Source organism: Bacillus sp. C1, from assembly GCF_054570475.1.
In genome coordinates this window covers 1,200,730-1,223,353 of the sequence record NZ_JBTMZT010000001.1, presented here as the reverse complement: position 1 = coordinate 1,223,353, position 22,624 = coordinate 1,200,730, and the positions used below count along the sequence as shown (strand labels likewise).

General features: G+C 34.9%; 21 protein-coding genes and 6 pseudogenes. 8 read left to right on the top strand and 19 right to left on the bottom strand.

Going from position 1 to position 22,624, the window contains the following annotated elements; all coding sequences use genetic code 11:
* Positions 1-103: 103 nt before the first annotated feature.
* Positions 104-1,741 (bottom strand): FAD-dependent oxidoreductase, encoded by a 1,638-nt coding sequence (locus ACX5JI_RS06485; protein WP_459500225.1) that lies wholly within the window; start codon positions 1,739-1,741, stop codon positions 104-106.
* Positions 1,742-2,209: 468 nt separating this feature from the next.
* Here ACX5JI_RS06485 and ACX5JI_RS06480 point away from each other — a divergent pair, with 468 nt between their 5' ends.
* Positions 2,210-3,685, top strand: a complete 1,476-nt coding sequence (locus ACX5JI_RS06480; RefSeq protein ID WP_459500224.1) for a protein adenylyltransferase SelO — start codon at positions 2,210-2,212, stop codon at positions 3,683-3,685.
* A gap of 69 nt (positions 3,686-3,754) precedes the next feature.
* Here ACX5JI_RS06480 and ACX5JI_RS06475 read toward each other — a convergent pair whose 3' ends face one another.
* From ACX5JI_RS06475 to ACX5JI_RS06465, 3 genes are all read right to left on the bottom strand, one after another.
* Positions 3,755-4,375, bottom strand: a complete 621-nt coding sequence (locus ACX5JI_RS06475; RefSeq protein WP_459500223.1) for an FMN-binding negative transcriptional regulator — start codon at positions 4,373-4,375, stop codon at positions 3,755-3,757.
* A 170-nt stretch (positions 4,376-4,545) separates the two neighbouring features.
* Positions 4,546-5,736, bottom strand: a complete 1,191-nt coding sequence (locus ACX5JI_RS06470; protein WP_459500222.1) for an MFS transporter — start codon at positions 5,734-5,736, stop codon at positions 4,546-4,548.
* Positions 5,729-5,866 carry a hypothetical protein gene (locus tag ACX5JI_RS06465; protein ID WP_459500221.1) on the bottom strand — a complete coding sequence of 46 codons (138 nt, stop codon included), beginning with the start codon at positions 5,864-5,866 and terminating at the stop codon, positions 5,729-5,731. Before ACX5JI_RS06465 ends, ACX5JI_RS06470 begins: the two co-directional genes overlap by 8 nt.
* A gap of 224 nt (positions 5,867-6,090) precedes the next feature.
* Here ACX5JI_RS06465 and ACX5JI_RS06460 point away from each other — a divergent pair, with 224 nt between their 5' ends.
* Positions 6,091-6,678 carry a TetR/AcrR family transcriptional regulator gene (locus ACX5JI_RS06460; RefSeq protein ID WP_459500220.1) on the top strand — a complete coding sequence of 196 codons (588 nt, stop codon included), beginning with the start codon at positions 6,091-6,093 and terminating at the stop codon, positions 6,676-6,678.
* A gap of 380 nt (positions 6,679-7,058) precedes the next feature.
* Here the strand turns inward: ACX5JI_RS06460 and ACX5JI_RS06455 are convergent, their stop codons facing one another.
* Both ACX5JI_RS06455 and ACX5JI_RS06450 read right to left on the bottom strand, forming a co-directional pair.
* Complete coding sequence (locus ACX5JI_RS06455) at positions 7,059-7,895, bottom strand: alpha/beta fold hydrolase (protein ID WP_459500219.1); 837 nt, start codon at positions 7,893-7,895, stop codon at positions 7,059-7,061.
* Between the two features lie 184 nt (positions 7,896-8,079).
* The gene (locus ACX5JI_RS06450) at positions 8,080-8,373 is read right to left on the bottom strand and encodes an amidohydrolase family protein (protein WP_459500218.1); all 294 of its coding nucleotides are present in this window, start codon (positions 8,371-8,373) and stop codon (positions 8,080-8,082) included.
* A gap of 122 nt (positions 8,374-8,495) precedes the next feature.
* On the opposite strand from ACX5JI_RS06450, the gene ACX5JI_RS06445 reads away from it, so the two are divergent.
* Positions 8,496-8,618: a hypothetical protein gene (locus ACX5JI_RS06445; protein WP_459500217.1), complete on the top strand. Its 123-nt coding sequence runs from the start codon at positions 8,496-8,498 to the stop codon at positions 8,616-8,618.
* Between the two features lie 290 nt (positions 8,619-8,908).
* Here ACX5JI_RS06445 and ACX5JI_RS06440 read toward each other — a convergent pair whose 3' ends face one another.
* From ACX5JI_RS06440 to ACX5JI_RS06420, 5 genes and pseudogenes are all read right to left on the bottom strand, one after another.
* A complete protein-coding gene (locus ACX5JI_RS06440) occupies positions 8,909-10,351 on the bottom strand; it encodes an MBL fold metallo-hydrolase (protein ID WP_459500216.1) in 1,443 nt (480 codons plus the stop codon).
* A 61-nt stretch (positions 10,352-10,412) separates the two neighbouring features.
* Entirely contained in the window at positions 10,413-11,612 is a 1,200-nt protein-coding gene (locus ACX5JI_RS06435) for an NAD(P)/FAD-dependent oxidoreductase (protein ID WP_459500215.1), read from the bottom strand.
* A 413-nt stretch (positions 11,613-12,025) separates the two neighbouring features.
* Positions 12,026-12,190: pseudogene (locus tag ACX5JI_RS06430) on the bottom strand (DDE-type integrase/transposase/recombinase); the annotation flags it as partial.
* Positions 12,178-12,597: pseudogene (locus ACX5JI_RS06425) on the bottom strand (Rpn family recombination-promoting nuclease/putative transposase); the annotation flags it as partial. The pseudogenes ACX5JI_RS06430 and ACX5JI_RS06425, both read right to left, overlap by 13 nt.
* Positions 12,598-12,671: 74 nt before the next feature.
* Positions 12,672-13,538, bottom strand: a complete 867-nt coding sequence (locus ACX5JI_RS06420; protein WP_459500214.1) for a recombinase family protein — start codon at positions 13,536-13,538, stop codon at positions 12,672-12,674.
* Between the two features lie 251 nt (positions 13,539-13,789).
* Here ACX5JI_RS06420 and ACX5JI_RS06415 point away from each other — a divergent pair, with 251 nt between their 5' ends.
* Together ACX5JI_RS06415 and ACX5JI_RS06410 are read left to right on the top strand one after the other, a co-directional pair.
* The gene (locus ACX5JI_RS06415) at positions 13,790-14,116 is read left to right on the top strand and encodes a hypothetical protein (RefSeq protein ID WP_459500213.1); all 327 of its coding nucleotides are present in this window, start codon (positions 13,790-13,792) and stop codon (positions 14,114-14,116) included.
* A 362-nt stretch (positions 14,117-14,478) separates the two neighbouring features.
* A complete protein-coding gene (locus tag ACX5JI_RS06410) occupies positions 14,479-14,754 on the top strand; it encodes a hypothetical protein (RefSeq protein WP_459500212.1) in 276 nt (91 codons plus the stop codon).
* Between the two features lie 67 nt (positions 14,755-14,821).
* Here the strand turns inward: ACX5JI_RS06410 and ACX5JI_RS06405 are convergent, their stop codons facing one another.
* From ACX5JI_RS06405 to ACX5JI_RS06385, 5 genes and pseudogenes are all read right to left on the bottom strand, one after another.
* Positions 14,822-15,055, bottom strand: a complete 234-nt coding sequence (locus ACX5JI_RS06405) for a YuzF family protein (protein ID WP_048560206.1) — start codon at positions 15,053-15,055, stop codon at positions 14,822-14,824.
* 238 nt (positions 15,056-15,293) lie between these two features.
* Positions 15,294-15,527 carry a hypothetical protein gene (locus ACX5JI_RS06400; protein WP_459500211.1) on the bottom strand — a complete coding sequence of 78 codons (234 nt, stop codon included), beginning with the start codon at positions 15,525-15,527 and terminating at the stop codon, positions 15,294-15,296.
* 295 nt (positions 15,528-15,822) lie between these two features.
* Entirely contained in the window at positions 15,823-15,969 is a 147-nt protein-coding gene (locus ACX5JI_RS06395; RefSeq protein WP_459500210.1) for a BC1881 family protein, read from the bottom strand.
* 545 nt (positions 15,970-16,514) lie between these two features.
* A complete protein-coding gene (locus ACX5JI_RS06390) occupies positions 16,515-16,976 on the bottom strand; it encodes a CarD family transcriptional regulator (protein WP_000486316.1) in 462 nt (153 codons plus the stop codon).
* A 216-nt stretch (positions 16,977-17,192) separates the two neighbouring features.
* Positions 17,193-17,723 (bottom strand): annotated as a pseudogene (locus ACX5JI_RS06385) (acyl-ACP desaturase); the annotation flags it as partial.
* A 219-nt stretch (positions 17,724-17,942) separates the two neighbouring features.
* Between ACX5JI_RS06385 and ACX5JI_RS06380 the strand changes: the two are divergent.
* The gene (locus ACX5JI_RS06380) at positions 17,943-18,449 is read left to right on the top strand and encodes a GNAT family N-acetyltransferase (protein WP_459500209.1); all 507 of its coding nucleotides are present in this window, start codon (positions 17,943-17,945) and stop codon (positions 18,447-18,449) included.
* 502 nt (positions 18,450-18,951) lie between these two features.
* Here the strand turns inward: ACX5JI_RS06380 and ACX5JI_RS06375 are convergent.
* The gene (locus tag ACX5JI_RS06375) at positions 18,952-19,278 is read right to left on the bottom strand and encodes a hypothetical protein (RefSeq protein ID WP_017674599.1); all 327 of its coding nucleotides are present in this window, start codon (positions 19,276-19,278) and stop codon (positions 18,952-18,954) included.
* Positions 19,279-19,288: 10 nt separating this feature from the next.
* The gene (locus tag ACX5JI_RS06370) at positions 19,289-19,495 is read right to left on the bottom strand and encodes a helix-turn-helix transcriptional regulator (protein WP_000551853.1); all 207 of its coding nucleotides are present in this window, start codon (positions 19,493-19,495) and stop codon (positions 19,289-19,291) included.
* A 316-nt stretch (positions 19,496-19,811) separates the two neighbouring features.
* Between ACX5JI_RS06370 and ACX5JI_RS06365 the strand changes: the two are divergent.
* Positions 19,812-20,941, top strand: a pseudogene (locus ACX5JI_RS06365) (IS3 family transposase).
* Positions 20,942-21,620: 679 nt separating this feature from the next.
* Here the strand turns inward: ACX5JI_RS06365 and ACX5JI_RS06360 are convergent.
* Positions 21,621-22,236, bottom strand: a pseudogene (locus ACX5JI_RS06360) (IS6 family transposase).
* 66 nt (positions 22,237-22,302) lie between these two features.
* Here ACX5JI_RS06360 and ACX5JI_RS06355 point away from each other — a divergent pair.
* Positions 22,303-22,509 (top strand): annotated as a pseudogene (locus tag ACX5JI_RS06355) (helix-turn-helix domain-containing protein); the annotation flags it as partial.
* Between the last annotated feature and the right edge of the window lie 115 nt (positions 22,510-22,624).

Here is a 22,624-nt window from a genome sequence, read left to right as displayed (position 1 = left end):
ATAATAAAATGATATTCTATTATCATAGTATAACCTTAATGAATAGAACTGCGCTTTTATTCCTATCCACCTTTTATATGCTAAAAAGTAGCACAATACACACTTAACATTGTTTTGTGTTCAAAGTATTATGGCATAGCATACAATTTAATACTTCTTCAAGTACGATATCCGGTGTTAAAATAGCCTCCTTTGTCCCCCAACCAATAAATCCATCTGGCCTTACTAATACCGCCCCTTCTGGATTAATTCCATATAGCGTTACAAACTTGTTATTTCGATCAATAAAATCCCCTTTTTGAGAAACTCGATACATTTCAATACCAATTCCTAAACGAGACGCAACCCTATATGCAGCAATTGACCAAGAATCGTGTTCTGATCCAGTAAATAACACAAAATTTCTTCCTAATAAATCAAGTATTGAAATCCGCTTTCCTTGATACATCCCCCACATATGTGGAGCTCTTGTTCCCGGTCTTCCTTTGAGCTCTAAAGTATCCATTCTATGCGTAGTTTGATCTGGATCTATTACTGCTGCAGAACAGTACTTGTAACCTACAGTAACAGCTAAACCATCTGTAGTATTCAAATTATTTTCTCTATTCATAGCCCGCAGTAGGATATTACTTGCATAATCCGTGGTTAATTGTACAGCAGGGTGTCTTTCCTCATGATAAGTTTCCAGCAACTTTGGATTCGCTTGATCATGAATAACAGCAGCTAATTTCCAAGCTAAATTATGAGCATCCTGAACACCTGTATTTGAACCAAATCCTCCCGTAGGTGGCATAAGGTGCGCGGCATCTCCAACTAAAAAAACACGATTATCTTGAAAACGTACAGCTGTACTTTCTGTTGCCTCCCAAGGTGAAATGCTTAATATTTCCATACTCAGATTTAACTTCCCAATTGCTTTTCGAATAATTTCTTGACAATGGTCTATAGAAAAATCTTCAGGTGTTTCCCCCTTTAAAGGATAATAGGCTACATGATAAATCCAAAGATCCTTATTATTGACTGGAATTAGCGCACCCAAAACTTCAGGATGCGAAACCATAGTGAAGCCAAAAGCATCTCCTTTTATAAAATCGCTCAAATCTGCTTTAAAATAAATATTGATATAATGGCCTCCTATCTTACCACGACCATTCGCCTCAATACCAGAATGTTTACGTATCGAACTTTTTGCACCATCTGCTGCAATCATATACTTACTATATATAATTTGTTCCTCTTTCGTTTCACGATTTCGCACAATAGCGGTTACTCCCATTTCATCCTGCTTGTAAGAAACAAGTTCATGATGAAACCACAGCTCTCCACCTAATCGCCTAGCCTCTTTGAGTAACATCGGTTCTAAAGTGATTTGATAACAAGAAGTCGGCTTTGATGGACTAATCTTTCTAATTAAGTCAGACAAACTTTTATCATTTTCATCTTGAACCATCTTTAGCCTTTTTAATTCTTCATAGTCCGCTTCAGCGATTGTATTTACATTAAACCTTCCACTGCAGTTCTCCAACATCTTTCCAGCAGTACGAATATCCTGCTCTAAACCTAATTCCCGAAATAATTCCATCGTCCGAAAAGTAATCCCCCCTGCTTTTGGGTGAATAGCAGTTGTTGGATGTCTTTCAATGAGTACATAATCCACTTTATGATGGGAAAGAAATAATGCTGAGGTTAACCCCGTTAAACCTCCTCCAATAATTAAAACTGGAACATGAATAGATTTCATGGGTATTTCTCCATTCGTATAAATTTTACTGAGCTCAGTGGTTTAACTATAATAATAAACCCCCAAAAAAAATAGACTTATCTTCTTAAATCATTTATCATATAGATAGAGTACGCCCCAAAACACATAACCGATCTATATGATTAATTTCTTACAATAAAGCATAGTTCCCATCTACATATTTAACTTAAAAATTACACTAACTATAAAAACAAAAATGTCACACTCATAATAAAATGAACTGTCCCCCGAATCGTAGACACTTTAAAAAATCCATGATTCGGGGTTTTTGTGTGTTTTTGCACTCATTCCTCGTTATAATGGAAATAATGATAAAAGTGAGGGCCAGAAAACGGTACAATCATTTTAAACTCTCCCCCTCTGTCTACAAATAAAATGGAAACTACTATGAAATACTTTTATAGTAGGCTTTATATAAAAACTAGAACGAAAAGAAAAGGAGATACAATGGAAAAGAAAAAAGAAACACAAGAAACGGGATGGAACTTTGACAATAGTTATGCTCGTCTGCCAGAAACATTTTTCACAAAAACTGCTCCAACGCCCGTACGTTCACCAGAGTTAATCATTCTTAACGATTCTTTAGCAACGTCTTTAGGGTTACATATAGAAGCACTTCAAAACGAAGAAAGTATAGCAATGTTTGCTGGCAACAAAGTACCTGAAGACGCTTCCCCTCTTGCTCAAGCTTATGCTGGGCATCAATTCGGGCATCTCAACATGCTAGGAGATGGTCGTGCTCTGTTAATTAGTGAACAAATTACACCTTCAGGTGAACGATTTGATATTCAATTAAAAGGCTCTGGCCGAACACCATACTCTCGCCGCGGAGATGGACGTGCTGCACTCGGTCCAATGCTTCGTGAATATATTATCAGTGAAGCAATGTATGCACTTAGCATTCCAACTACTCGTAGTTTAGCTGTGGTAGCAACAGGGGAGTCAATCCTTCGTGAAACAGCTTTACCTGGTGCAATTTTGACACGTGTAGCCAGCAGTCATATACGCGTTGGCACATTTCAATACGCAGCAGCAAGCGGTTCAGTTGAAGATCTTAAAGCTTTAGCTGATTATACGATTAAACGTCATTTTCCAACGATTCAATCAGATGAAAACCCATATTTAGCGCTACTTCAAGAAGTGATGAAGCAACAGGCAACCCTAATTGCAAAATGGCAACTTGTCGGTTTTATTCACGGCGTAATGAATACCGACAATATGACAATTAGCGGCGAAACGATCGACTATGGCCCATGTGCCTTTATGGATGAATACAATCCAGCAACCGTGTTCAGCTCTATTGACACACAAGGCCGCTATGCCTATGGCAACCAGCCTTATATTGGCGTTTGGAACCTTGCCCGATTTGCGGAATCTTTATTGCCACTATTACATGAAGACGAGGAACAAGCTGTCAAACTCGCTCAAGATAGCCTCTCAACATTTGGTGCACTGTACGAAAAACATTGGCTTACTGGAATGCGAGCAAAACTAGGCATATGTAACGAAGAAGCAGAAGATAAAGCCTTGATTGATGAACTTCTGAAGATGATGGAGGAGCATCGCGCAGACTATACGAATACCTTCCTTTCGTTAACTTTTGGTACAGGGGAAAATACCGATTTATTTAACAGCACCGCGTTCACAGAGTGGAAAGAAAAATGGCAAGCAAGGCTAAGTAGACAGCAGGAACCAAAATCTACTTCGCATCAATTGATGCGAGACAGCAATCCTGCGGTAATCCCGCGAAATCATCGCGTGGAAGAAGCATTAAATGCAGCAGTAAAACAAGGCGACTACAGCGTAATGCAGCGACTGCTAGCTGTTCTTTCCAATCCTTACGCACATTCACCTGAACAATGTGAATATGCTACATTGCCTGCAGCCTCTTCACAACCTTATCGAACTTTTTGTGGTACGTGAGGCATGATTTCTATTTATACAAAAGTAATGCTATCTCTTCACTTGAAGGGATAGCATTACTTTTGTATATCATTTCTCATTCTTTATAAAATTTCCTCTCATCAACATAGCAATCCCTTTATGATCCTCACTATCCATTTGTTCAAGTTGCTTCACAACCAATTCTTGCCGCTTCGCAGAATGGTTTTGACTTAGTTTCCGTTTCCCCTCAATTCTATTAATCTTTATTTTAAACCCTACAATTCCTTTACTTAACCCTTCAATATAACTAGGTTCCACTTCATCTAACAAATAGGAGCTCTCCTGATCCTCATATTTATCTACTAAATCACGAAGGGAATTGATTAATTCTTGTTCATCCTCTACAATTTCCATTTCACCATATACATGAACAGCTACATAGTTCCAAGTTGGTACTGCTTTGTTTGTTTCATACCATGATGGAGATATGTAGCAATGTGGTCCTTGAAAAACAGCAAGTACCTCTTGATTCTCGGTGTCTTTCCATTGTTCATTTGGACGTGCAAAGTGACCATATAGAATCCGCTCATTTCTATTTAATAGTAAAGGAAGATGCGTTGCATATGGTGCTCCACTATGCTGAGAAAATAACGTTGCAAAGCTATTTTGTTCAATAATTTCATATTTCGTCTTTTCATCTTTTATATCGAAGTATTTTGGTATGTACATATTCCCTCTCCTTTCTTCCTTATCATTTTATCTTCCAATTATACTTAGGAAGAAGCGAATCCAACAGGGACAGATAATGATTATTTTATAAGGACAGTATGATTCCTAAAGGCTGTACGTATAAAATAAGCAGTCAAACGAATTCTGACTGCTTAAGTTAAATCAAAGAACTACTTCTCTGTGACAAAATAAAGCAATGCAATGACCGGAAAAACAATTCCCATCCATAATGTTGCACTCCATCCACCTGAGGCGTATGCCCATCCTCCGATAGAAGATCCAACAGCACCACCCAAAAAGAAAATAGCCATGAATAACCCGTTTAATCGACTACGAATTTCTGGTCCCAACGAGAAAATCAAACGTTGGCTGAGCACAAGGTTTGCGGATACTCCCATGTCTAACAGAATAGCCGCAACTACTAAAACAGCTACTCCAAAGGGCGAGTTACTCTGAACCATGAGTGGGAGTAATAAAGAAGCGATGACAACAGCGAGAGCTATTCCAGTTGCAAATCGAGTCCAACCACGATCAGCTAGACGTCCACCTATTGGTGCGGCTATCGCACCAGCAACTCCAACAAGTGCATATAGTGCTATTGCTTTCTGAGAAAAATGAAAAGTAGGGCTAGATAATAATAACGGAACAGTAGTCCAGAATAAGCTGAAAGTCCCGAATACACACGCATGATAGATCGCGCGGCGGCGTAAGATTGGAGTAGTTCGCAGCAGTTGCCACATTGAACCGAGTAAGGCAGTATAGTTTGTGTTTGCCGTTGGTTTCCTAGTAGGGAGTACTTTTAATAGTACAATCGCTAAGACAACAACTACTACCGCAGACAAAGCAAATATTGCATTCCATCCCCAGATGTCAGCTACTAGACTTGATATCGGACGCGAAAGCATAATGCCAAGTAACAGCCCACTCATAACATTACCAACAACACGACCGCGTGTAGATTCTGATGCAAGGTATGATGCAAAAGGTACAAGCACTTGTGCTGCGACCGATCCCACCCCGATGAAGAATGAAGCCACTAAGAAAAGTATTCCGTGTTTCACAAATACTGTAGCAGTCAGGGCGACTGCACTTAGAAGTAACGATGTAACTACCAGCTTTCGATTTTCAACAATATCTCCTAAAGGTACAAGAAATAATAAACCGATAACATATCCAATCTGGGTTAGCGTTACAATCAACCCTGCACTACTAGTAGAAAGCCCAATTGCAGAGCTAATTACCCCGACCAAGGGCTGTGCATAGTAAAGATTAGCTACAATGATACCACTTGCAGCTGCTAGCAGTATGGTTAACCCTGCCGAAATTTCTTTATCAATTATTTTACTTTTCACATTAGACATACTTAACTCCTCCCATACCATTATCCCGAAGTTCTTGAATCATCTCGGCAACGGCTGCATCAGTTGCCATTGTACTAATTTGTGTCAGAAATGAATCCAACTCTTCTTTCAAAATTTTCAATTGTGCCACCTCTTCAATCCCCTTTCCCATGTACTTTTAGTAATAAATTCTTATGGAACCTTAGGCTTATTTACATCAATTAACATCGCGAAATTTCTTAACAATTAAATACTGAACGTTCAGTTCACTAATTAAAATAAATAATATACTAAACGTTCAGTTTTGTAAATAGGTGATTTTACTTTTCATTCAAATTAAGTATACTAAACGTATAGTTTATATTTTTGGAAGGAATGATCAATGTGCAAAGTAAAAGAGGTCGGCCGCGTAATGTCGAAACGCATAAGTCTATCCTTTCCGCATCTTATGAGTTATTGCTGGAAAAGGGTTTTAAAGCCGTTACTGTCGATAAAATTGCAGATCGTGCTAAAGTGAGCAAAGCTACGATTTATAAATGGTGGCCTAACAAAGCAGCCGTGGTAATGGACGGTTTCCTTTCTGCTGCCGCTGCCAAATTACCTATACCTGATACGGGATCAGCATTGAATGATATTCTAATTCACGCCACGAGTTTAGCTAGTTTTTTGACAAGCCCGGAGGGAACCATTATTACAGAGTTACTAGGCGAAGGACAGTTTGATGCAAATCTGGCGAAGGAATATCGCATCCGATATTTTCAGCCTCGTCGACTGCAAGCTAGGCACATTTTGGAAAAGGGAATTCAGCGAGGAGAATTAAAAGAAAATCTCGATATTGAATTAAGCATCGATCTCATTTACGGACCAATTTTCTATCGTTTACTTGTAACTGGCGAAAAGTTAGATGATTCCTATGTGCATCATTTAGTAATGAACGCATTTGAAGGTATCCGGTTGACCTGAATAACATTCGAACAAAAATTTATTTACCACGAAATCGCCAATTCTCCACTCTCCCGATCATATAATCCGTCATGCCCTTTCAGCGGTTTCATATCGCTAGGCGATATGAAACCGCTGAGTCGAAGAGCACTTTTTGAATCCATACTTGATCGATTAACTAGGCATCCAATCACATTCATGAATTGGATGGTGTGAATTTAGAAAGCGTTAAGGAGCATTCCATTATAGGGATACAAATTTATCTTAACTTGATGAGTATGTAGTGGTACAACATTGCCATCTATTATTCCATCAAACGAAACAATATCCTAAATTGTTATAAACCACTGTGAAAAGATACAATTTTCACAGTGGTTTAGCTTTAAATTATTCATTTGTAATCAGCCCTTTAAAAATGATAGCAATGCTTCATTAAATTCTTTAACATGTGTTGCATTGAGCCCATGTGGACCACCCTTTATTAAAGCTACCTTAGAATTAGGAATTGCTTCATGTGTTAGCTTCCCACTATATTCAAATGGAACAGTTGCATCTGAATCACCATGAATAACAAGGGTAGGTATATTAAAGTTGGCTAAATCTCCTCTAAAGTCTGTTTTACTGAAAGCAGCGATACAATCTAGCGTCCCTTTAGGCGATGCACCCGCTGCAATATCCCGATTGTAAAGTCGGAATGGTTCACTGACTAAGTCAGTTCGATCCCCAGCAGCAAAGAATCCTCTCGTAAACTCATCAAGAAATGCTAAACGATCATTTTTTACGCCATTTTCAAAACTTTGAATTGCCGCATCATCTAATACTCCTTCAGGATGATCTGCTGATTTGTATAGAAATGGTGGTACAGCTCCTGCAAATACAGCCTTCTCTACTCTAGTTGTTCCGTAGGTTCCAATATAGCGAGCTACTTCTCCACCCCCCATTGAAAACCCGACCAGCGTCACATTGTGGAGATCCAAATGCTCTAGTAACAAATGTAAATCAGTAACGAATGTATCATATTCGTAACCATTCCATGGCTGAGAAGAGTTCCCAAACCCTCGACGGTCATAAGTTATGACTCTGTATCCAGCCTCAACGAGAGCAGGAACTTGGTATTCCCAAGATCGACCACTTAATGGCCAACCGTGAATTAATACCACTGGCTTCCCTGTACCATGATCCTCATAATATAGTTCAATAGGTGTTTGATTTTCAGTTCCTACAGTAAATTTCCCCATTCCTCTACCTCCAAAAATATTTTAATATATATCCTTTTCTCCAATAATCCAGATGAATCTCGTAGTCTATTTATACACGTTTATGTTGAGGACTCCAAACATGAAATCCTATTGTTTCAGTGGATTTATTCCCTTCCATTTGTAATAATTACCCATCTAATACCCTTTTTATTATGAATGTAATTTAAAAGACGAAGCAATCCAAATCACAGAAACCACTACCATGATGATGGTGATGATTACAGTTATGCATATGACTTTTATGAGACATTACGCCAACTACTGTCAATACGGACTCAATACGCTTGATTTCTTCATCTGGAACACGAAAGTAATTAGCAGAAAGGATGGATAAGTCTGCATATTGCCCTTTTTTGATTTGACCTTTTATTTCTTCTTCTGCAGAAAACCATGCATTTCCGGCTGTATACATACGAAGAGCTTGTTCGCGATCCAATCGGTTAGACGTTGGATACAAACTTAATCCACCAACCGTTTTTCTTCCGTTTGAATCATTTTAAGTGTTTTAAATTGTCGATTTACAAATTTACCTTTGAATCAATTGAAAGTTCTAAAAATAAAAACACGGGGTGTTTAATTGTGTTGCAAGTAGGGGAATTTGTTTTAGCGAGTGCATTAGTGTTTACAGGATTAACAGGGGTATCGTTTATCAATATACTTTCAGCACAAGCAGCGGGCGGAATATATGATATCAAAAAATAAAACTAGAAATTTCTAATACTGAGTACTAATCATGAGTATTTGTAATAAAGAAAAGAATAGATAAAGCATCATGGCTTTATCTATCCTTTTTTCTCATATATAATGTGCAATGTTTTATCATTTTTTGGGAAACCTGCTCTGTTAAGTTGATGGGCATGTATGATGATCCCTGTTAGTAAAATTATTTCAGATTGATAGTATTTCCATTTAAAATCTACTGATTTTGCTACATCTTATTTCTGTTATTTGTAAATATAGTTTATTCAGTATAAGCATATTTCTCTTGCATTTCATCTTTTTGCAACAGAGCCACATGTAGCATAAGGCAATCCTGCTTTTTTCCATGCAAGAAATCCTCCCTTTAAATTAACTACTTCCTTTATACCGACTCTTTGTAAAATGCTAGCAGCTATAGCGGACCTTAACCCCGTTCGACATTGTAAAACTATTGGACAATCTTTCGGTACATAATCTAGCTGCTCAAATAGATTACCTAAAGTGATATGTATTGCATCATGAAGGTGTCCTTCCTCCCACTCTCTTTTACTACGCACATCGATAACTTTAACACTTCCATCTGTTATATTCGGATATAATTCGTTCGACGTTTTTTCTTTGTAACTTTCCAAACTATCAAATCTTTGCATTACTTTTAAAGGTACAAAGGCAATAATATTATCTAGCCCAATAGATTCAAGGTCTCTAATAACTTCCCTCATTTTAACTTTTTCTACATCTAAAATTATTACAGTTTCTTTTTTATAATCTAATAGCCATCCACACCAAGTTGTGAAAGAGTTGTTATACGGTATATTAATTGATTTCTCAATATGACCAGCAGCAAAACAATCTACATCCCTTATATCAACTATTTGCTGAACACTCTTCATAATTTCTTGAAGTGCTTCAACTGTATTAATACCAATAATCCCTTTCTTCTTACGAATTGGTGGACCATACTTATTTAAATTCTTCATTAACGAAAAATACTTTGGCGGCTCTGGCTGTCCCGTCACTAAAGTCGATACAAACTCTTCTTCTTCATTACACTGAAACGCCCAATTAAACATCTTTTCATAACCTAATGTAGAAGTCGGAATTGCTCCTAATGCTTTTCCACATGCACTTCCTGCACCATGTGATGGCCATATTTGCAAATAATCAGGAAGTTTTTTTATTTTTTGTATGGAATCAAATAATTGTTTTGCTCCTATTTTTGCAGTATCTTTAATACCAACAGCTGTTTCTAATAAGTCAGGCCTCCCTACATCCCCTACAAATATAAAATCACCTGTAAATATTCCTATCGGTTTATCATTCGTATAATTATTTTGAGTTGTATCAGTTACTAAAAAAGAAATACTTTCAGGCGTATGTCCTGGAGTATGAATTACATTGAATTTTATATGACCAACTTTAAACTCTGTCCCCTCTCTAACAAGATTGTATCGGCCCTCGTGAAGATATTGATATTTCCAATCACAATCCCCTTCATCAGATACATATAAATTTGCATTATACAGATGGGAAAGTTCTTTAGCCCCAGAAAGAAAATCTGCATGGATATGGGTCTCAGCCGCAGCAATTACTTCCATTCCCTCTTTTTTAGCACATTCTATATATTGTTCTATATAACGACTCGGATCAATTACAATTGCTACTCCTTCCTTCTGACAACCGACTAAATAGGAAGCATGTGCCAATTTTTCATCATAAAAATATTTTAAAAGCATATCTATTTCCTCCTATTATTTGTTTTAAATTATGATTTTGAAATGAAATTCTGCCTTCACTTTATAAAATCCCTTTCAACATCAAATTCCAATACATATATGGCAACATATATCTTTTTAACAAAAACATACTATATCTTTCTTTCGCTTGATTAAATGGAAATGTTTCTTGTGGCTCATGGTCATAATTAAATTCTGCTAGTACAAGACTTTTATACCCTGTAACAATGGGGCAAGATGTATACCCATCATATGTAGCCTGCAAGTCTCTCCCGTTAAGAAGGTCCATAATATTTTGTTTTAAGACAGGTATTTGCTTTCGGATTGCGGCTCCAGTTTTAGATGTAGGTAAATTTGTACAATCTCCAAGTCCAAAAACATTTTTATACCGTACATGCTGCAATGTATAAGGGCTTATATCAACCCAACCGTGATGATTACTTATATCACTTTCTTTTATAAAGCTAGGTGGCCCCATTGGTGGAACAACATGTATCATACTATATGGTACTGCTTCTCTTTTCAGTGTTTGTGTATCTTCAAAAATAGCCTCTCTCTTTTCAGCAGTAATTTCTACTAAGTTTTTATTATAATTCGTCATAATTTGCTTTCTTTCTATTACTTGTTCTAATGTATCTGCATAGCGCGGAACCTGAAATATGTTAGCGTTCGCGGAATAAAACATTACTTCACTCCTTTTTCTTACACCGCTGTTACAAAAATGCTCTTCTGCTAAATACATAATTTTTTGTGGAGCGCCACCGCATTTAATAGGAGTATTAGGATGAGTAAAAAGCGCATTCCCTCCCTCAAATTTTTTAATTTCTCTCCAAGTAAAATCTACATATTTATAAGAATAGTTACTACAAATCCCATTAGTCCCGATAGACCCTTTTAATCCTTTAATACCATCCCAATTTATTTGTATACCGGCTGCTACAATAAGAATTTCATACTCTAGCATCATTCCATCATCTAAAAGTATCTTATTTTCATACGGAAACAACTTAACAACACTTTTAGAAATCCACGTGGCTCCTTTTGGAATAAATGATTCCTGATCACGCATTGTACATTCCTTCGAAATAAGTCCTCCCCCTACTAAAGTCCATAGTGGTTGAAAGTAATGCTTTTTAGATGGATCAATAATTGCTATACTGTCTTTGAATAGGGGTGCATTTCGTAACAAATATGCAGTAGAAGATAGTCCTGCAGTCCCAGCACCAATTACAATAATTTTATAACTACCTCTGGTCTTCATTATCCTCTTCCTATCTGATTTTAATTGTTAAGTTAACTCAATATTAGCCGTTTTTAATCGTAGTAACTTTATTATAAGTTAAATGCACCTTACATTTAACTGATTAAAATGAATTTTTTGTTAATTAAACCCATCGACATCACTATATGCATAAAACTCTTATATTACTTCTATTATTTTGTTTTGGTCGCTACAAACCTTACATTTTTCAATAGTACCCTGTGTCCTATCTCACTTTAATTACATTACATGACTATAGACAATAAAAAGAAAGTTTCCTTGGTATAGATTGTATAAAAAAATCCTACTGTTACATACACAATGATAGGCTGGTTATGGTTCTGTTGCAAAGTTTCCGAAGATATAAAAAGATGGGGAATATTGTGGACCAGTTTTATGAAACTATTAATGATTCATATACTTCGTTTTTGTTTGTATATAGCATGAACAGTTTCTATACCTTTAATAGCACGTGAGGCATGGCGAAAATTTTGAAATCCTAAAGAACGGGAGAATCGATGTTTCACATATCGGTGATCTTGCTCAATGATATTATTGAGGTACTTAATTGTACGATGGTATGAAATTCTTCATCGTGAGAAAACAAGACAAAATCTAATAAGTTAATGGTAATTGTTTTTCGAAGTGAACGATATCGTATCCCTTCTTGCATTTGGGGCATATAGAGCTTACTCCAATACTATAAAGAACGTTTCACCATATCATGAGTATTACGGAGCTGGACTTCTATATTCACTTGCGATCCATTATCTAATGTTGCTAATAAATCTAAAATGGATAACTTATCATCTTCATAAGCCTTATGAAGATGAGGGTCTTCCAATTGTAGAGATGTAATAGGTGTATCTAAAGATTCCTCTAAAATATCATTCAAAAATCCAGTTAAAATTTCTTCATTTCCCTTCGTTCCGAATAACTGTTTAAAGGCGAAATCGATTCGTAAATTTACTAATTTTGTGGACATGGGTTTCCTCTCCCTGTCTTTCTATTCTTCTTACTATTTTATAATGTAATTCTTTATATAAGCAAATGCTACTTTTACCATTGTAGCTCCAATTCATCACAGTACGCATCTAACTCCGTAAAACAGTTTTGTAAATCCGCTTCAAAATTAATTTCACGAATTATGCTATCTACCTTTTGTTCTAATTCTGGAATTGTGCTGTAAGAAACATAGAATAAGTACTCTCCCGAACGTTGTTCCATATTGTATTGTGATATGAGAAAGGATTCAATATTTTTTCGAACTTTACCCTTTCCTAGTACAAATTTATTATTATTTTCTACACGTAACAACATACGGATGATGGCTGTTTGTTCCTTAGTCTTTTCATTTTTTTCAGTTTGTTTATTTTTTCGTATGTATCGGTAAAGCGTAGCTTGACTAATACCTGTCATGTTTACAATTTCTTGTATGCTATACTCTTTAGAATCATATAACTTCAATGCTCTTTGAATGAAACTATCTTTAACCCGAGGACGTCCACCTACTCTTCCTCTTGCTCTTGCACTTTCAAGACCCTCTTGAGTACGTTGAGCAATCAAGTCTCTTTCAAACTGGCTAAATGCCTGAAATACTGTTAACATCAATTTCCCTTGAGGTATATTAGTATCAAATTGTTCTTTGATACTAATTAGCTTAACTCCTTTATTCTTGAAAAAATCAACAAGTTCAATTAGATCTTTGGTACTTCTCCCTAATCTAGAAAAGCTTTCTACTACTAACGTGTCACCAGGTCTAATTTTATCTTTCAATCGAGTAAGTTCTGGACGATCACTTTTCGTACCTGTCATTTTTTCTGTGAGGATTTCGGTACAGTTATAATTTTGAAGCATATCTAGTTGACGAATCAAATCTTGTTGTTGGGTACTTACTCGTGCATAACCATAAATGTATGAATTCATAAAATCACCTAACCTTTACATGATAATTTTATCATAAGGGAGGTTAAAGTTAATTTGATTTTGACAATAGTTTTGATAACGTAGTTAAGCGATTTATAAGGGGCAAATTTTGTTTGGTTTTCATTTATCAAAAACCATCGTTTTTGAAACGCCTATAAATAATAAAACTAATAATTCTGTACTTTCCACTTAGTAAAGGTTTAATATAAGAATAGGATATATTCCCAAAAAATGCATAAGGGGTGTTGATTATGAATTTTTCAAAAGACTTTAACTACAATCATCAAGGCGATTATTTATATCCAGTTGAATATTATCAATTTCGCCAAGCAAGCACACTAAATACATTCAAAGTTGAATTATTATGTTTTGATGATTCGTACGCTTTTCATTTGAGTTCAGATAACGAATCAATCCCAAAAGAATACCGTTTTGTTACAATTAATGATTATGAAATTAATGAAGAGTTTGGCTTTGTTCCTGTAGATTTTAGTTCTAAACAAGCTGTATTACAACGAGCAATTGATATGGCTAGTGCAATTGCAAAGAAATATTGTGAAAAGCCAGTTACTCAATAATAAGTAAAGATCGGACTTTCCGACACTCTGAAAAGAAACACCCAATAAAATAGGTGTTTCTTTAACTTTTGAAAGATTTTTATCACCTAAATATTCTTTTAAAATGATTTTGGGTACATAAATTTATAAACCTTATGATTCTATAGCAATTTGATATGAGTCTAATAGCGATCACCATATCAAAAAAAGAAAATTGTACGTTTAGACATAAAAATGACACATTTCGATTAGTTCCCTGTACGTTAAGGAATTAGTTTGTATATTTGAGGAGATGTACGAGACAGGTGTAAATGTAGGGGAATCCAATATTTTCTATTCAAATATGATAGAATGGAAATATATCCAAAACGGAGGGAAAACAAATGAACTCAAACATAAAACAGTTTATTTATGATATCCAGCAAAGAAAGAACAATTATATAGAAAATGTATTAATAGCAATACAACATCCTAAAAAAGAGCAATCTGAACAAGTTATTCAAAATATAGTAGAGAAGATGGATATGATGATCAGTTTAGTTACTACTTACATGACTATTGAATCAGAAGCTACAAAAGAATTAAAAGAGCTTCAGGAAGAACTTATTCATGCTCAGGCATATATTCAAAAACGGAAATTTGAAGAAACACAGAGATAAAACCCGGTGTTTTTACTTGGTGGACTATGACATTAATTTTTTATAAATCTAATTAGATGTAATTTGATTATTGTTTTGGCATAATCCATACAATTTGTTGAATGCGTACAATATATGGCACCGTATCTTCAATGAGCAAATGATCTGGTTTCACATCCTTTAACTTACCTCTTACATTACCTCTTACAGTTTCAATAACCACATGTTTACCAATTGCTGATTGTAATGTCTGATATACGTAGGGATTAGGTACACTTACCATATTTTGTTCACTCAAGTCATTTTCCTCCAAATAACTCATTCTATAAGACTCCTTTCTAACTTACATTCTTTCTCTTAATATATGATATAAATCTTATAAATATGCTAGAAGGATAATTCATTATATGAACGAAAATAACATTTTGATAAGGTACGTTTTCTATTCCTAAATTACTAAAAAATTATTTATATAAGGTTACTTTTACTCGTTAATAGGTGATGATATAGGGATACTTTGAATGTACATCCAGGTTGTTCCTTTCAAGATATGTATCATTTTAAATACGCCCTTTATTAGAATACTGCTCATACTTTTTTTGAGATTCTTTAGTAATACGTGCGTTAAGTAAAATTGCTAACAACAAAAACACTCCATATCCCCCCCCTGTAGCCCCTATGATAATCACACTACTACAAACAAGTACAATTAATAGGAAAAACGAAACTACATAAATACGGTCATAGTTCTTTGTCATCTTCTCGTATTTTATACGTACTTTCCTTGTATCCATCTAAATTCCTCCTTTACATTATCTATTTCACTATTAAATAAATTTCGTCCTAAAAAAGAAAACGATATATCGTTTCAAATAATTAATTTTTTTAAGCAACTAATTTATATAACATAAAAAGAAATCCTACCAATATTAAGCTTTCCACTATGATAATCCCGACCCTCTCCTTCCTTTTAACCCCATCACATCAGATGGAATATATGTATATCCTATTATTAGTCGTAGCAAACAAAAAGGATCTTCCCTTCTCGTAAAGGCTGATCCTTTTCTTCGTTCATTCAACTATTTTTAGCTATTCTTGATTAATTAGAATAACAGCTGGTCCATCTACACGAATTTCACCAACTTCGATTTTTTCATAAGGCTCAACTGTAATAGAAATGATCCCTTCTCGCTTCTTTAATTCATTACTCAATTCTTTTGTTAACATTTTTTTCATGTGTGCACTCCTTCTTACTGCTTAATTTACTATTGGTATGTAAATAAAATTAAAAATGGTTTCCTGGTCTGGAAACCATTTTTTGTAGTTGACCATATGGTGTTACCAGTTCGTTTATCAATTTTACGTAAAGAAGATAAACAATTACTATTCATTGTCTCAGTAGATGTAAGAAATTCTTAAAGATAGCGGTGAGATTGATTGTTTTTTCTTCTAGAAATAATGACTTAGATAGTATATTACCTAAAACAATGAAAGCCCTACCTCTCTTTCATCCTTACGGCTCCTTGTCCGTGCCAGTGTGAATCAGGATTGCAAAAATCAAGTGACTATTTGATCGAGTTATTTGATGATACTTCGAACGTTCGTAAAAGAAATGTAAAATAAAAATGGATTCGATTGAAGTAATAACAAAAGAGGTTCCTACTCTAAAAGTGAATTGAAGAAGTTGAATGTCTTTGAAATGATTTACTTTTAATAATAATCATATTCCCGAAAAATTCAGGATATTTTCGGGGGATGTAATACATTATCTATAATGAATCTTAACAGAAACTTTTTATTTGATTTTCAGTGATCCCTTTAATTAATCCTAGTTCACTAATCAAAAATTCATGTGCGTTATCCAACATTTTTTTTTCGCTTGTATTAAGTGCTTTTTCTTTCTTCATACGCATTAAATCACGTACAACTTCAGCACCTTCTTGTATTTCACCCGTTTTTATTTTGTCCGTGTTCACTTTATACCTTTGTTTCCACGGCAGTAATCTATCTGATTCTCCATGCTGAAAAATGTGTATGATGCGTTTTAATGTAAGTATGTCAGTAACTGGGCGTATACTTGAACTTAATATTTTACCCGTAGGAATCATGACTTGCATATTACTGATTGACATTTTTATGACATAATACTGTTGTTTTTTCCCTGAGAATTCTTTTTCTTCTATGGCTTCAATTATACCTGCTCCGTGCATTGGATAAACAATGTTATCGCCAATTTGAAACATATAATCCACCTCCATATATGGTAACCTTCTTAACCTTAACATATATGTGGTTTTTTATCAAATATTTTATAATATCATAAATTTATTTTTAGTGTCAAATGCTTTTTCTTTAAAAATCAAATTAAATAAAAACAGCACCAAAACAATAGGGAGCGTGTCAGATTTCCAATAAAGGGAAGGGGAATTTCCCCGCGTATATTCTGAAACCTCTATTCATTAACGTAGATCAGTTTTCCCTTGAAAACGACCAAATCGATCCCGTATTTTTTTCAATCTTGTGTGGTACTCCAAAATCTCAATTCTTGCTTTTTCAGCTAGAGGTGCAATTGGTCGTAAGTCTTTTAACCCCCAATAATTAACCACTACATCAAGTACTTGATGTAGTGGCCCATAGTTAGCTTCTTTTGCAATCACAGCCATTCTATTTTCAAAATCAGGCATGACAGCACCTGGCATTTTAAAATCTCTAATTACATTGGCAATATGATAGCAATAATTAGGTTCCAATTCCAAATGTGTTCGAATCACATCTCGATAAAACGCATAATGAAGAGTTTCATCTTTTGCAAGACGGCGTAATAATGTAGCAAGATCTGGATCATGCTTACTTGCAACCTTAGCTACATTATTGTAAAACACCATCGTTGCAAGTTCTTGTAGCGTCGTATACGTCATGGCTTCGATTGGTGTATGAAAATCAGGCTCAAATCCACCCTCAACGACTGATTTTCTTAATTCACATAATTTTCAAAATTAAAATCTATGGATATTAATTTTTGTTATATAATATACTTGTCAAAGCATTATCCCTGTAGTTTTTATGATGAACCTGTAAGATAGTTTGTTTGTCCCGTATATTCAACTTAAACTAAATAGAACTTGTAGAGATTCCTACAAGTTCTTTTTGTTTTTGGGGTTAAATGTGGATTTGAAATAAAGTTACGATTTTTTGAGGGGGAAAAGTAAATGTTTGTAAAGACAGAACGATTATTGATACGAAAATTTGAGTTCAAAGATTGGCAAGCTGTCCATGAGTATACATCAGATATCAATGTTATGAAATACATACCCGAAGGGGTTTTTACTGAAGAAGATACAAGAAACTTTGTGAATGAAAACATTGGTGAAAATGCTAAGAACTTTCCTGTGGTATTAATAGATGACAATATCCTAATTGGTCATATTGTTTTTCATAAATATTTTGGTGAACATACTTATGAGATTGGTTGGGTGTTCAATCCTAAATATTTCAATAAAGGATATGCTTCCGAAGCAGCACAAGCTATATTGAAATATGGGTTTAAAGAAATGAAATTACATAGAATTATAGCTACATGTCAGCCACAGAATACCCCATCATATCGAGTGATGGAGAAAATTGGAATGAGAAGAGAAGGCTATTTCAGGAAGTGTATACCACATGGTAATGAATGGTGGGATGAATATTATTACTCTATTTTAGAAGAAGAATAGTGTCTCAGAACGCATCTTTTAAATCAGAATCTCTTGGCTTATAAAATCGTTAAAATGTGGGCGGTACGCCATGCCGATCAAGCTAAACTTATATAATTTTAATTTCATGTGAGAATTTTTCTTTATTGATAAAAGAAAAATTACAGTCTTCAAATCAATTTCAAGAATTAATTCCATATTTTAAACAAGTTGAAAAATACTTTTTAAGAGAGTAAGCTGTTTCATAAAAGCATTACAAAACAAAAAGGAATCCATAACGGCTTCCTTTTTCTACGCGCTTCAAAAGGTACACCTTTTATAGAGTAGTACTATCAGTATTTCCAAGTTTGATAGACCATTTTCATATACTTCAAAGTTTTTGCACCAGAACCAGAATTTTCTTTACCCCCAAGTGTAAAAAAAACGCCATCCTTTCCTATAAGGAAACAGAAAGAAAGCGTATTTTTTCATTTTAAGGGGTATTTTATTTTGTTAGCTTGATAGTGATGTGGCGGTATTCCAATTAGGAATGTCGGAAATATGAGACGGAAGCCCCAACAACATATCCTACTAAGCATATAAGAAAGATATCCCCACCGTTACCTAAGAAAACATTAGATTGTATTTTTGAAGGATTCACTAACTCATTAAAATAAGGGATAATATTCATTAATCTAAAGAACGCATATAATATTATAAATTGCCAACTAGTTAGTGTAGCATCTTTTAAAATTATTTTTTGACGCTCATCTTCTTTAGAAAATCCCGTTTCATCACCTGATATTCGTTTAGTAAATGTTATAATCAACGAAACCAAAATTCCTGCAATTATTACAATAATAATATTCATAAAACTATCCTCATTTCCTATAAGTTTTTTGATAAATAAAGAGTGTATCCACTGTAGAATCTAAAATAAATGCAATACTGAATGCTAATTCTAAACTAGGATCATATTTATTATTTTCAATAGCATTTATTGTTTGTCTACTTACATTACACATTTCTGCCAATTTCCCTTGAGAAATACCTTTATGTTCTCTAAACTTTTTAATTTGGTTATGCATCTCAAATACCTCATCTTTTTTGATGATATGTAAAATATGTTTTACACATCATATAATAAATAAAAAACGGATATGTGTCAAATACTTTTTACATATATCCGTTTTAATATTAGGGGTCACCATACATGCTCATCAACTTAAGAGTTAAAACAACCTGAGCTTTCCGCTCATTGGATCAAAACAATCCTAAAATAGAAGCATACTCTTAAAAATACGCATCTCAAATAAACCCTAACGGGTGTATAGGTTACACTGAACTAGACAAAAAAATTAAGGTCAAGTAGACTACAACTAATCTATTTGAGGAGAATCTACTATGACGGAAAATAAAAGGGAAAGAAGAACCTTTACAGCGGAATTTAAGCACCAAATGGTTCAACTGTATCAGAATGGTAAGCCAAGGAAAGATATCATTAAAGAATATGGATGAACACCATCATCATTGGATCAATGGATCAATCAAAATCATACGTCTGGCTCGTTTAAAGAGAAAGATAATAAGACCGCTGATCAACTAGAGTTGGAAGCATTGAGAAAACAAAACAAACAACTTCTTATGGAAAATGATATTTTAAAGCAAGCGGCGCTGATACTAGGACGAAAGTAAAAGTAGTAAAGAATAGCCTACATAAATACTCGATATCAGCAATGTGCGATGTCCTACAATTACCAAGAGCAACGTATTATTATGAGGCAAAACAAGCACAAGATACAGTAGATGAATTATCACCACTCGTGAAAGAAATCTTTCGAGAGAGCCGTCAGAACTATGGAACACGAAAGATAAAAGTGGAATTAAAGAAGGTAGGATAGGTGATTTCGCGTCGCCGTATTGGACGAATCATGAAGAACCAAGGTTTAGTATCTCACTATACGATTGCACAATTTAAACCGAAGAGAGTTAGCTGTAATGAAGAAAAAATTTCAACCGAGCTCAATCGTCAGTTCAACCAGAAAGAAGAACTGGCTGTAGTCGTAAGTGATTTAACATACGTCCGTGTGAACAAAAAGTGGAATTACGTATGTTTATTAATTGATCTCTTGAATCGAGAAATCATAGGACATAGCGCAGGCCAAAAGAAAGATGCCGAGCTTGTTTCACAAGCTTTCGCAACGGTGAAAACAAACCTGAATCAGATTACCTTATTTCATACAGATCAAGGAAATGAGTTCAAAAACAAGCTGATTCATGACACGTTAGAGACCTTCAAAATCAAACGTTCATGAAGTGCGAAAGGCTGTCCATACGATAATGCGGTAGCGGAAGCAACCTACAAAATCTTTAAAACAGAGTTCGTTCGCGGTCGTCATTTCGCAAGTCTAGAAGAATTGATCTTAGAATTGAACGACTACGTAAACTGGTTTAACAATGTTAGAATCCATGGAACACTAGGCTATTTGAGCCCTGTTCAGTACAGGCAGAAACACCTTAAAAAAATTGTCTAGTTTCGTGTTGACATACCAACTTGTTGCTTAAATTCTATAGAATGTTTTCTTCTTTGCATAATAAATGCCCCCTTATTTGGCTACTTCAAGTATAAAACCACTCTTAGTAGGTGTCCAAGTTCATTAGGGGGCTAAAGAGAAAGCATCCCATCACTTCTTCTTTAAAATAAAATAAGACGCTAAACCGATTAAGATAGCGCCTAGGATAATTGCTGCTATTAGTTTAATCATTCAATATCATTCCATCCAATTTATGGTTACTCTTCTAAATAGACCGACAATATATTAAAATCCTTTATATAACTAAGGGAGGTCTACCATGTTCAACTTTCGTACAATACTACTCATTTTAGGATTCCTTTTATTTTTGTATGGTTTGATCACTATAATGTTATTCCTATCAATCCCACATAAGTATGTGTTTAATGTGTAGTTTCTATATAACAAAGAAAAAAGCACCCATAATCAATAGACGCTCGTGTATATAAAGGGATTGCTCCGTCTCGCGTTTAATATATGCTCAAACTTTTCGAAAAGTGCAAACGAAAGAGAGCACTCTTCTAGGTCAAATGCTCTCTCTTGGAAATTATAGGGTACCACGTTGGAATCCGTTTTGTATTATAAGTTCTGTCGCAAAGTTCGAAAAAGCATAAACCCGTTTACAAAATACGGTTATAGTTTAAGCAGTTATGAATAATTGCTGTAATTCATTGTACGTCGAAAAAACGAAGTTTGGTTGTTGCAAACTTCGTTTTTGTTTATATAAGGCATGAATGTTTTCGATTCCTTTCATGGTACGAGAAGCATGACGGATACTTTGGAATCCAGAAGATTTTGCAAAGCGTCGATGATCCTGTTCAATCAGATTATTAAGATACTTAACGGTACAATGTTTTGTGCGCATATAAAAGCCGTTCTTTTTTAGTTTTTCGAACGCACAAAGCAAGGCTGGAGCCTTGTCTGTTGTGAGAACTGTTGGTTCTCCAAAAGCTTTGACTAATCGCTTCATAAACATATAAGCCGCTTGGTGATCGCGTGTTCTGCGAAGTTGGAAATCCAAAGTATATCCATCACCATCACTTGCACGATAAAGATAGCACCAATCACCTTTAACTTTGATAAATCAAATTGCCATATTCATGCACTCAACGCATAATGGTTGTAGGGTGAACAGAAACTCCTCGTTCTTGTAGGATCTCAGATACATCACGATAACTTAAAGAAAAACGACAATAGTAGCCGACAGCTACTAAAATAATATCCTTTTTGAATTGTTTTCCTTTAAAATATCGCATTTGTGATTCTCCTCGCCCTATTTTGCAAAAGCTTAGCTCTTACTTTTTAAAACTTTGCAACAGAACCTCCGAATGCGTCAACGTGAGGGAATTAACTTGGTTAAAAAAGAGGGAAAGTATCAAGGGAGAGTAAAAAAGTATCATGAAAAACATGCAGGAATGAATTATGCAATGAAGCTTTATGAAGAAGGAAATATGACAGTAAAACAGATTTGTGAAATTACGAGTGTATCTAGATCCTCTTTATATAGGAAGATACACGATTTAAAATAAATGATTATATTTTCAACTACATTTACTTATTATGGAAATGTTACTACGGACTAGAGCAGCAACCCTGTCACTAGGCCTTATTATACAAGAAATACCCTATCGAATAGACTTTTTT

Bases quoted from the DNA above. Each gene is read 5' to 3' on its own strand.
- ACX5JI_RS06485 (WP_459500225.1), bottom strand. From the start codon at position 1,741: ATGAAATCTATTCATGTTCCAGTTTTAATTATTGGAGGAGGTTTAACG.
- ACX5JI_RS06480 (WP_459500224.1), top strand. From the start codon at position 2,210: ATGGAAAAGAAAAAAGAAACACAAGAAACGGGATGGAACTTTGACAAT.
- ACX5JI_RS06475 (WP_459500223.1), bottom strand. From the start codon at position 4,375: ATGTACATACCAAAATACTTCGATATAAAAGATGAAAAGACGAAATAT.
- ACX5JI_RS06470 (WP_459500222.1), bottom strand. From the start codon at position 5,736: ATGTCTAATGTGAAAAGTAAAATAATTGATAAAGAAATTTCGGCAGGG.
- ACX5JI_RS06460 (WP_459500220.1), top strand. From the start codon at position 6,091: ATGATCAATGTGCAAAGTAAAAGAGGTCGGCCGCGTAATGTCGAAACG.
- ACX5JI_RS06455 (WP_459500219.1), bottom strand. From the start codon at position 7,895: ATGGGGAAATTTACTGTAGGAACTGAAAATCAAACACCTATTGAACTA.
- ACX5JI_RS06440 (WP_459500216.1), bottom strand. From the start codon at position 10,351: ATGCTTTTAAAATATTTTTATGATGAAAAATTGGCACATGCTTCCTAT.
- ACX5JI_RS06435 (WP_459500215.1), bottom strand. From the start codon at position 11,612: ATGAAGACCAGAGGTAGTTATAAAATTATTGTAATTGGTGCTGGGACT.
- ACX5JI_RS06420 (WP_459500214.1), bottom strand. From the start codon at position 13,538: ATGAATTCATACATTTATGGTTATGCACGAGTAAGTACCCAACAACAA.
- ACX5JI_RS06415 (WP_459500213.1), top strand. From the start codon at position 13,790: ATGAATTTTTCAAAAGACTTTAACTACAATCATCAAGGCGATTATTTA.
- ACX5JI_RS06410 (WP_459500212.1), top strand. From the start codon at position 14,479: ATGAACTCAAACATAAAACAGTTTATTTATGATATCCAGCAAAGAAAG.
- ACX5JI_RS06405 (WP_048560206.1), bottom strand. From the start codon at position 15,055: ATGAGTTATTTGGAGGAAAATGACTTGAGTGAACAAAATATGGTAAGT.
- ACX5JI_RS06400 (WP_459500211.1), bottom strand. From the start codon at position 15,527: ATGGATACAAGGAAAGTACGTATAAAATACGAGAAGATGACAAAGAAC.
- ACX5JI_RS06395 (WP_459500210.1), bottom strand. From the start codon at position 15,969: ATGAAAAAAATGTTAACAAAAGAATTGAGTAATGAATTAAAGAAGCGA.
- ACX5JI_RS06390 (WP_000486316.1), bottom strand. From the start codon at position 16,976: ATGTTTCAAATTGGCGATAACATTGTTTATCCAATGCACGGAGCAGGT.
- ACX5JI_RS06380 (WP_459500209.1), top strand. From the start codon at position 17,943: ATGTTTGTAAAGACAGAACGATTATTGATACGAAAATTTGAGTTCAAA.
- ACX5JI_RS06375 (WP_017674599.1), bottom strand. From the start codon at position 19,278: ATGAATATTATTATTGTAATAATTGCAGGAATTTTGGTTTCGTTGATT.
- ACX5JI_RS06370 (WP_000551853.1), bottom strand. From the start codon at position 19,495: ATGCATAACCAAATTAAAAAGTTTAGAGAACATAAAGGTATTTCTCAA.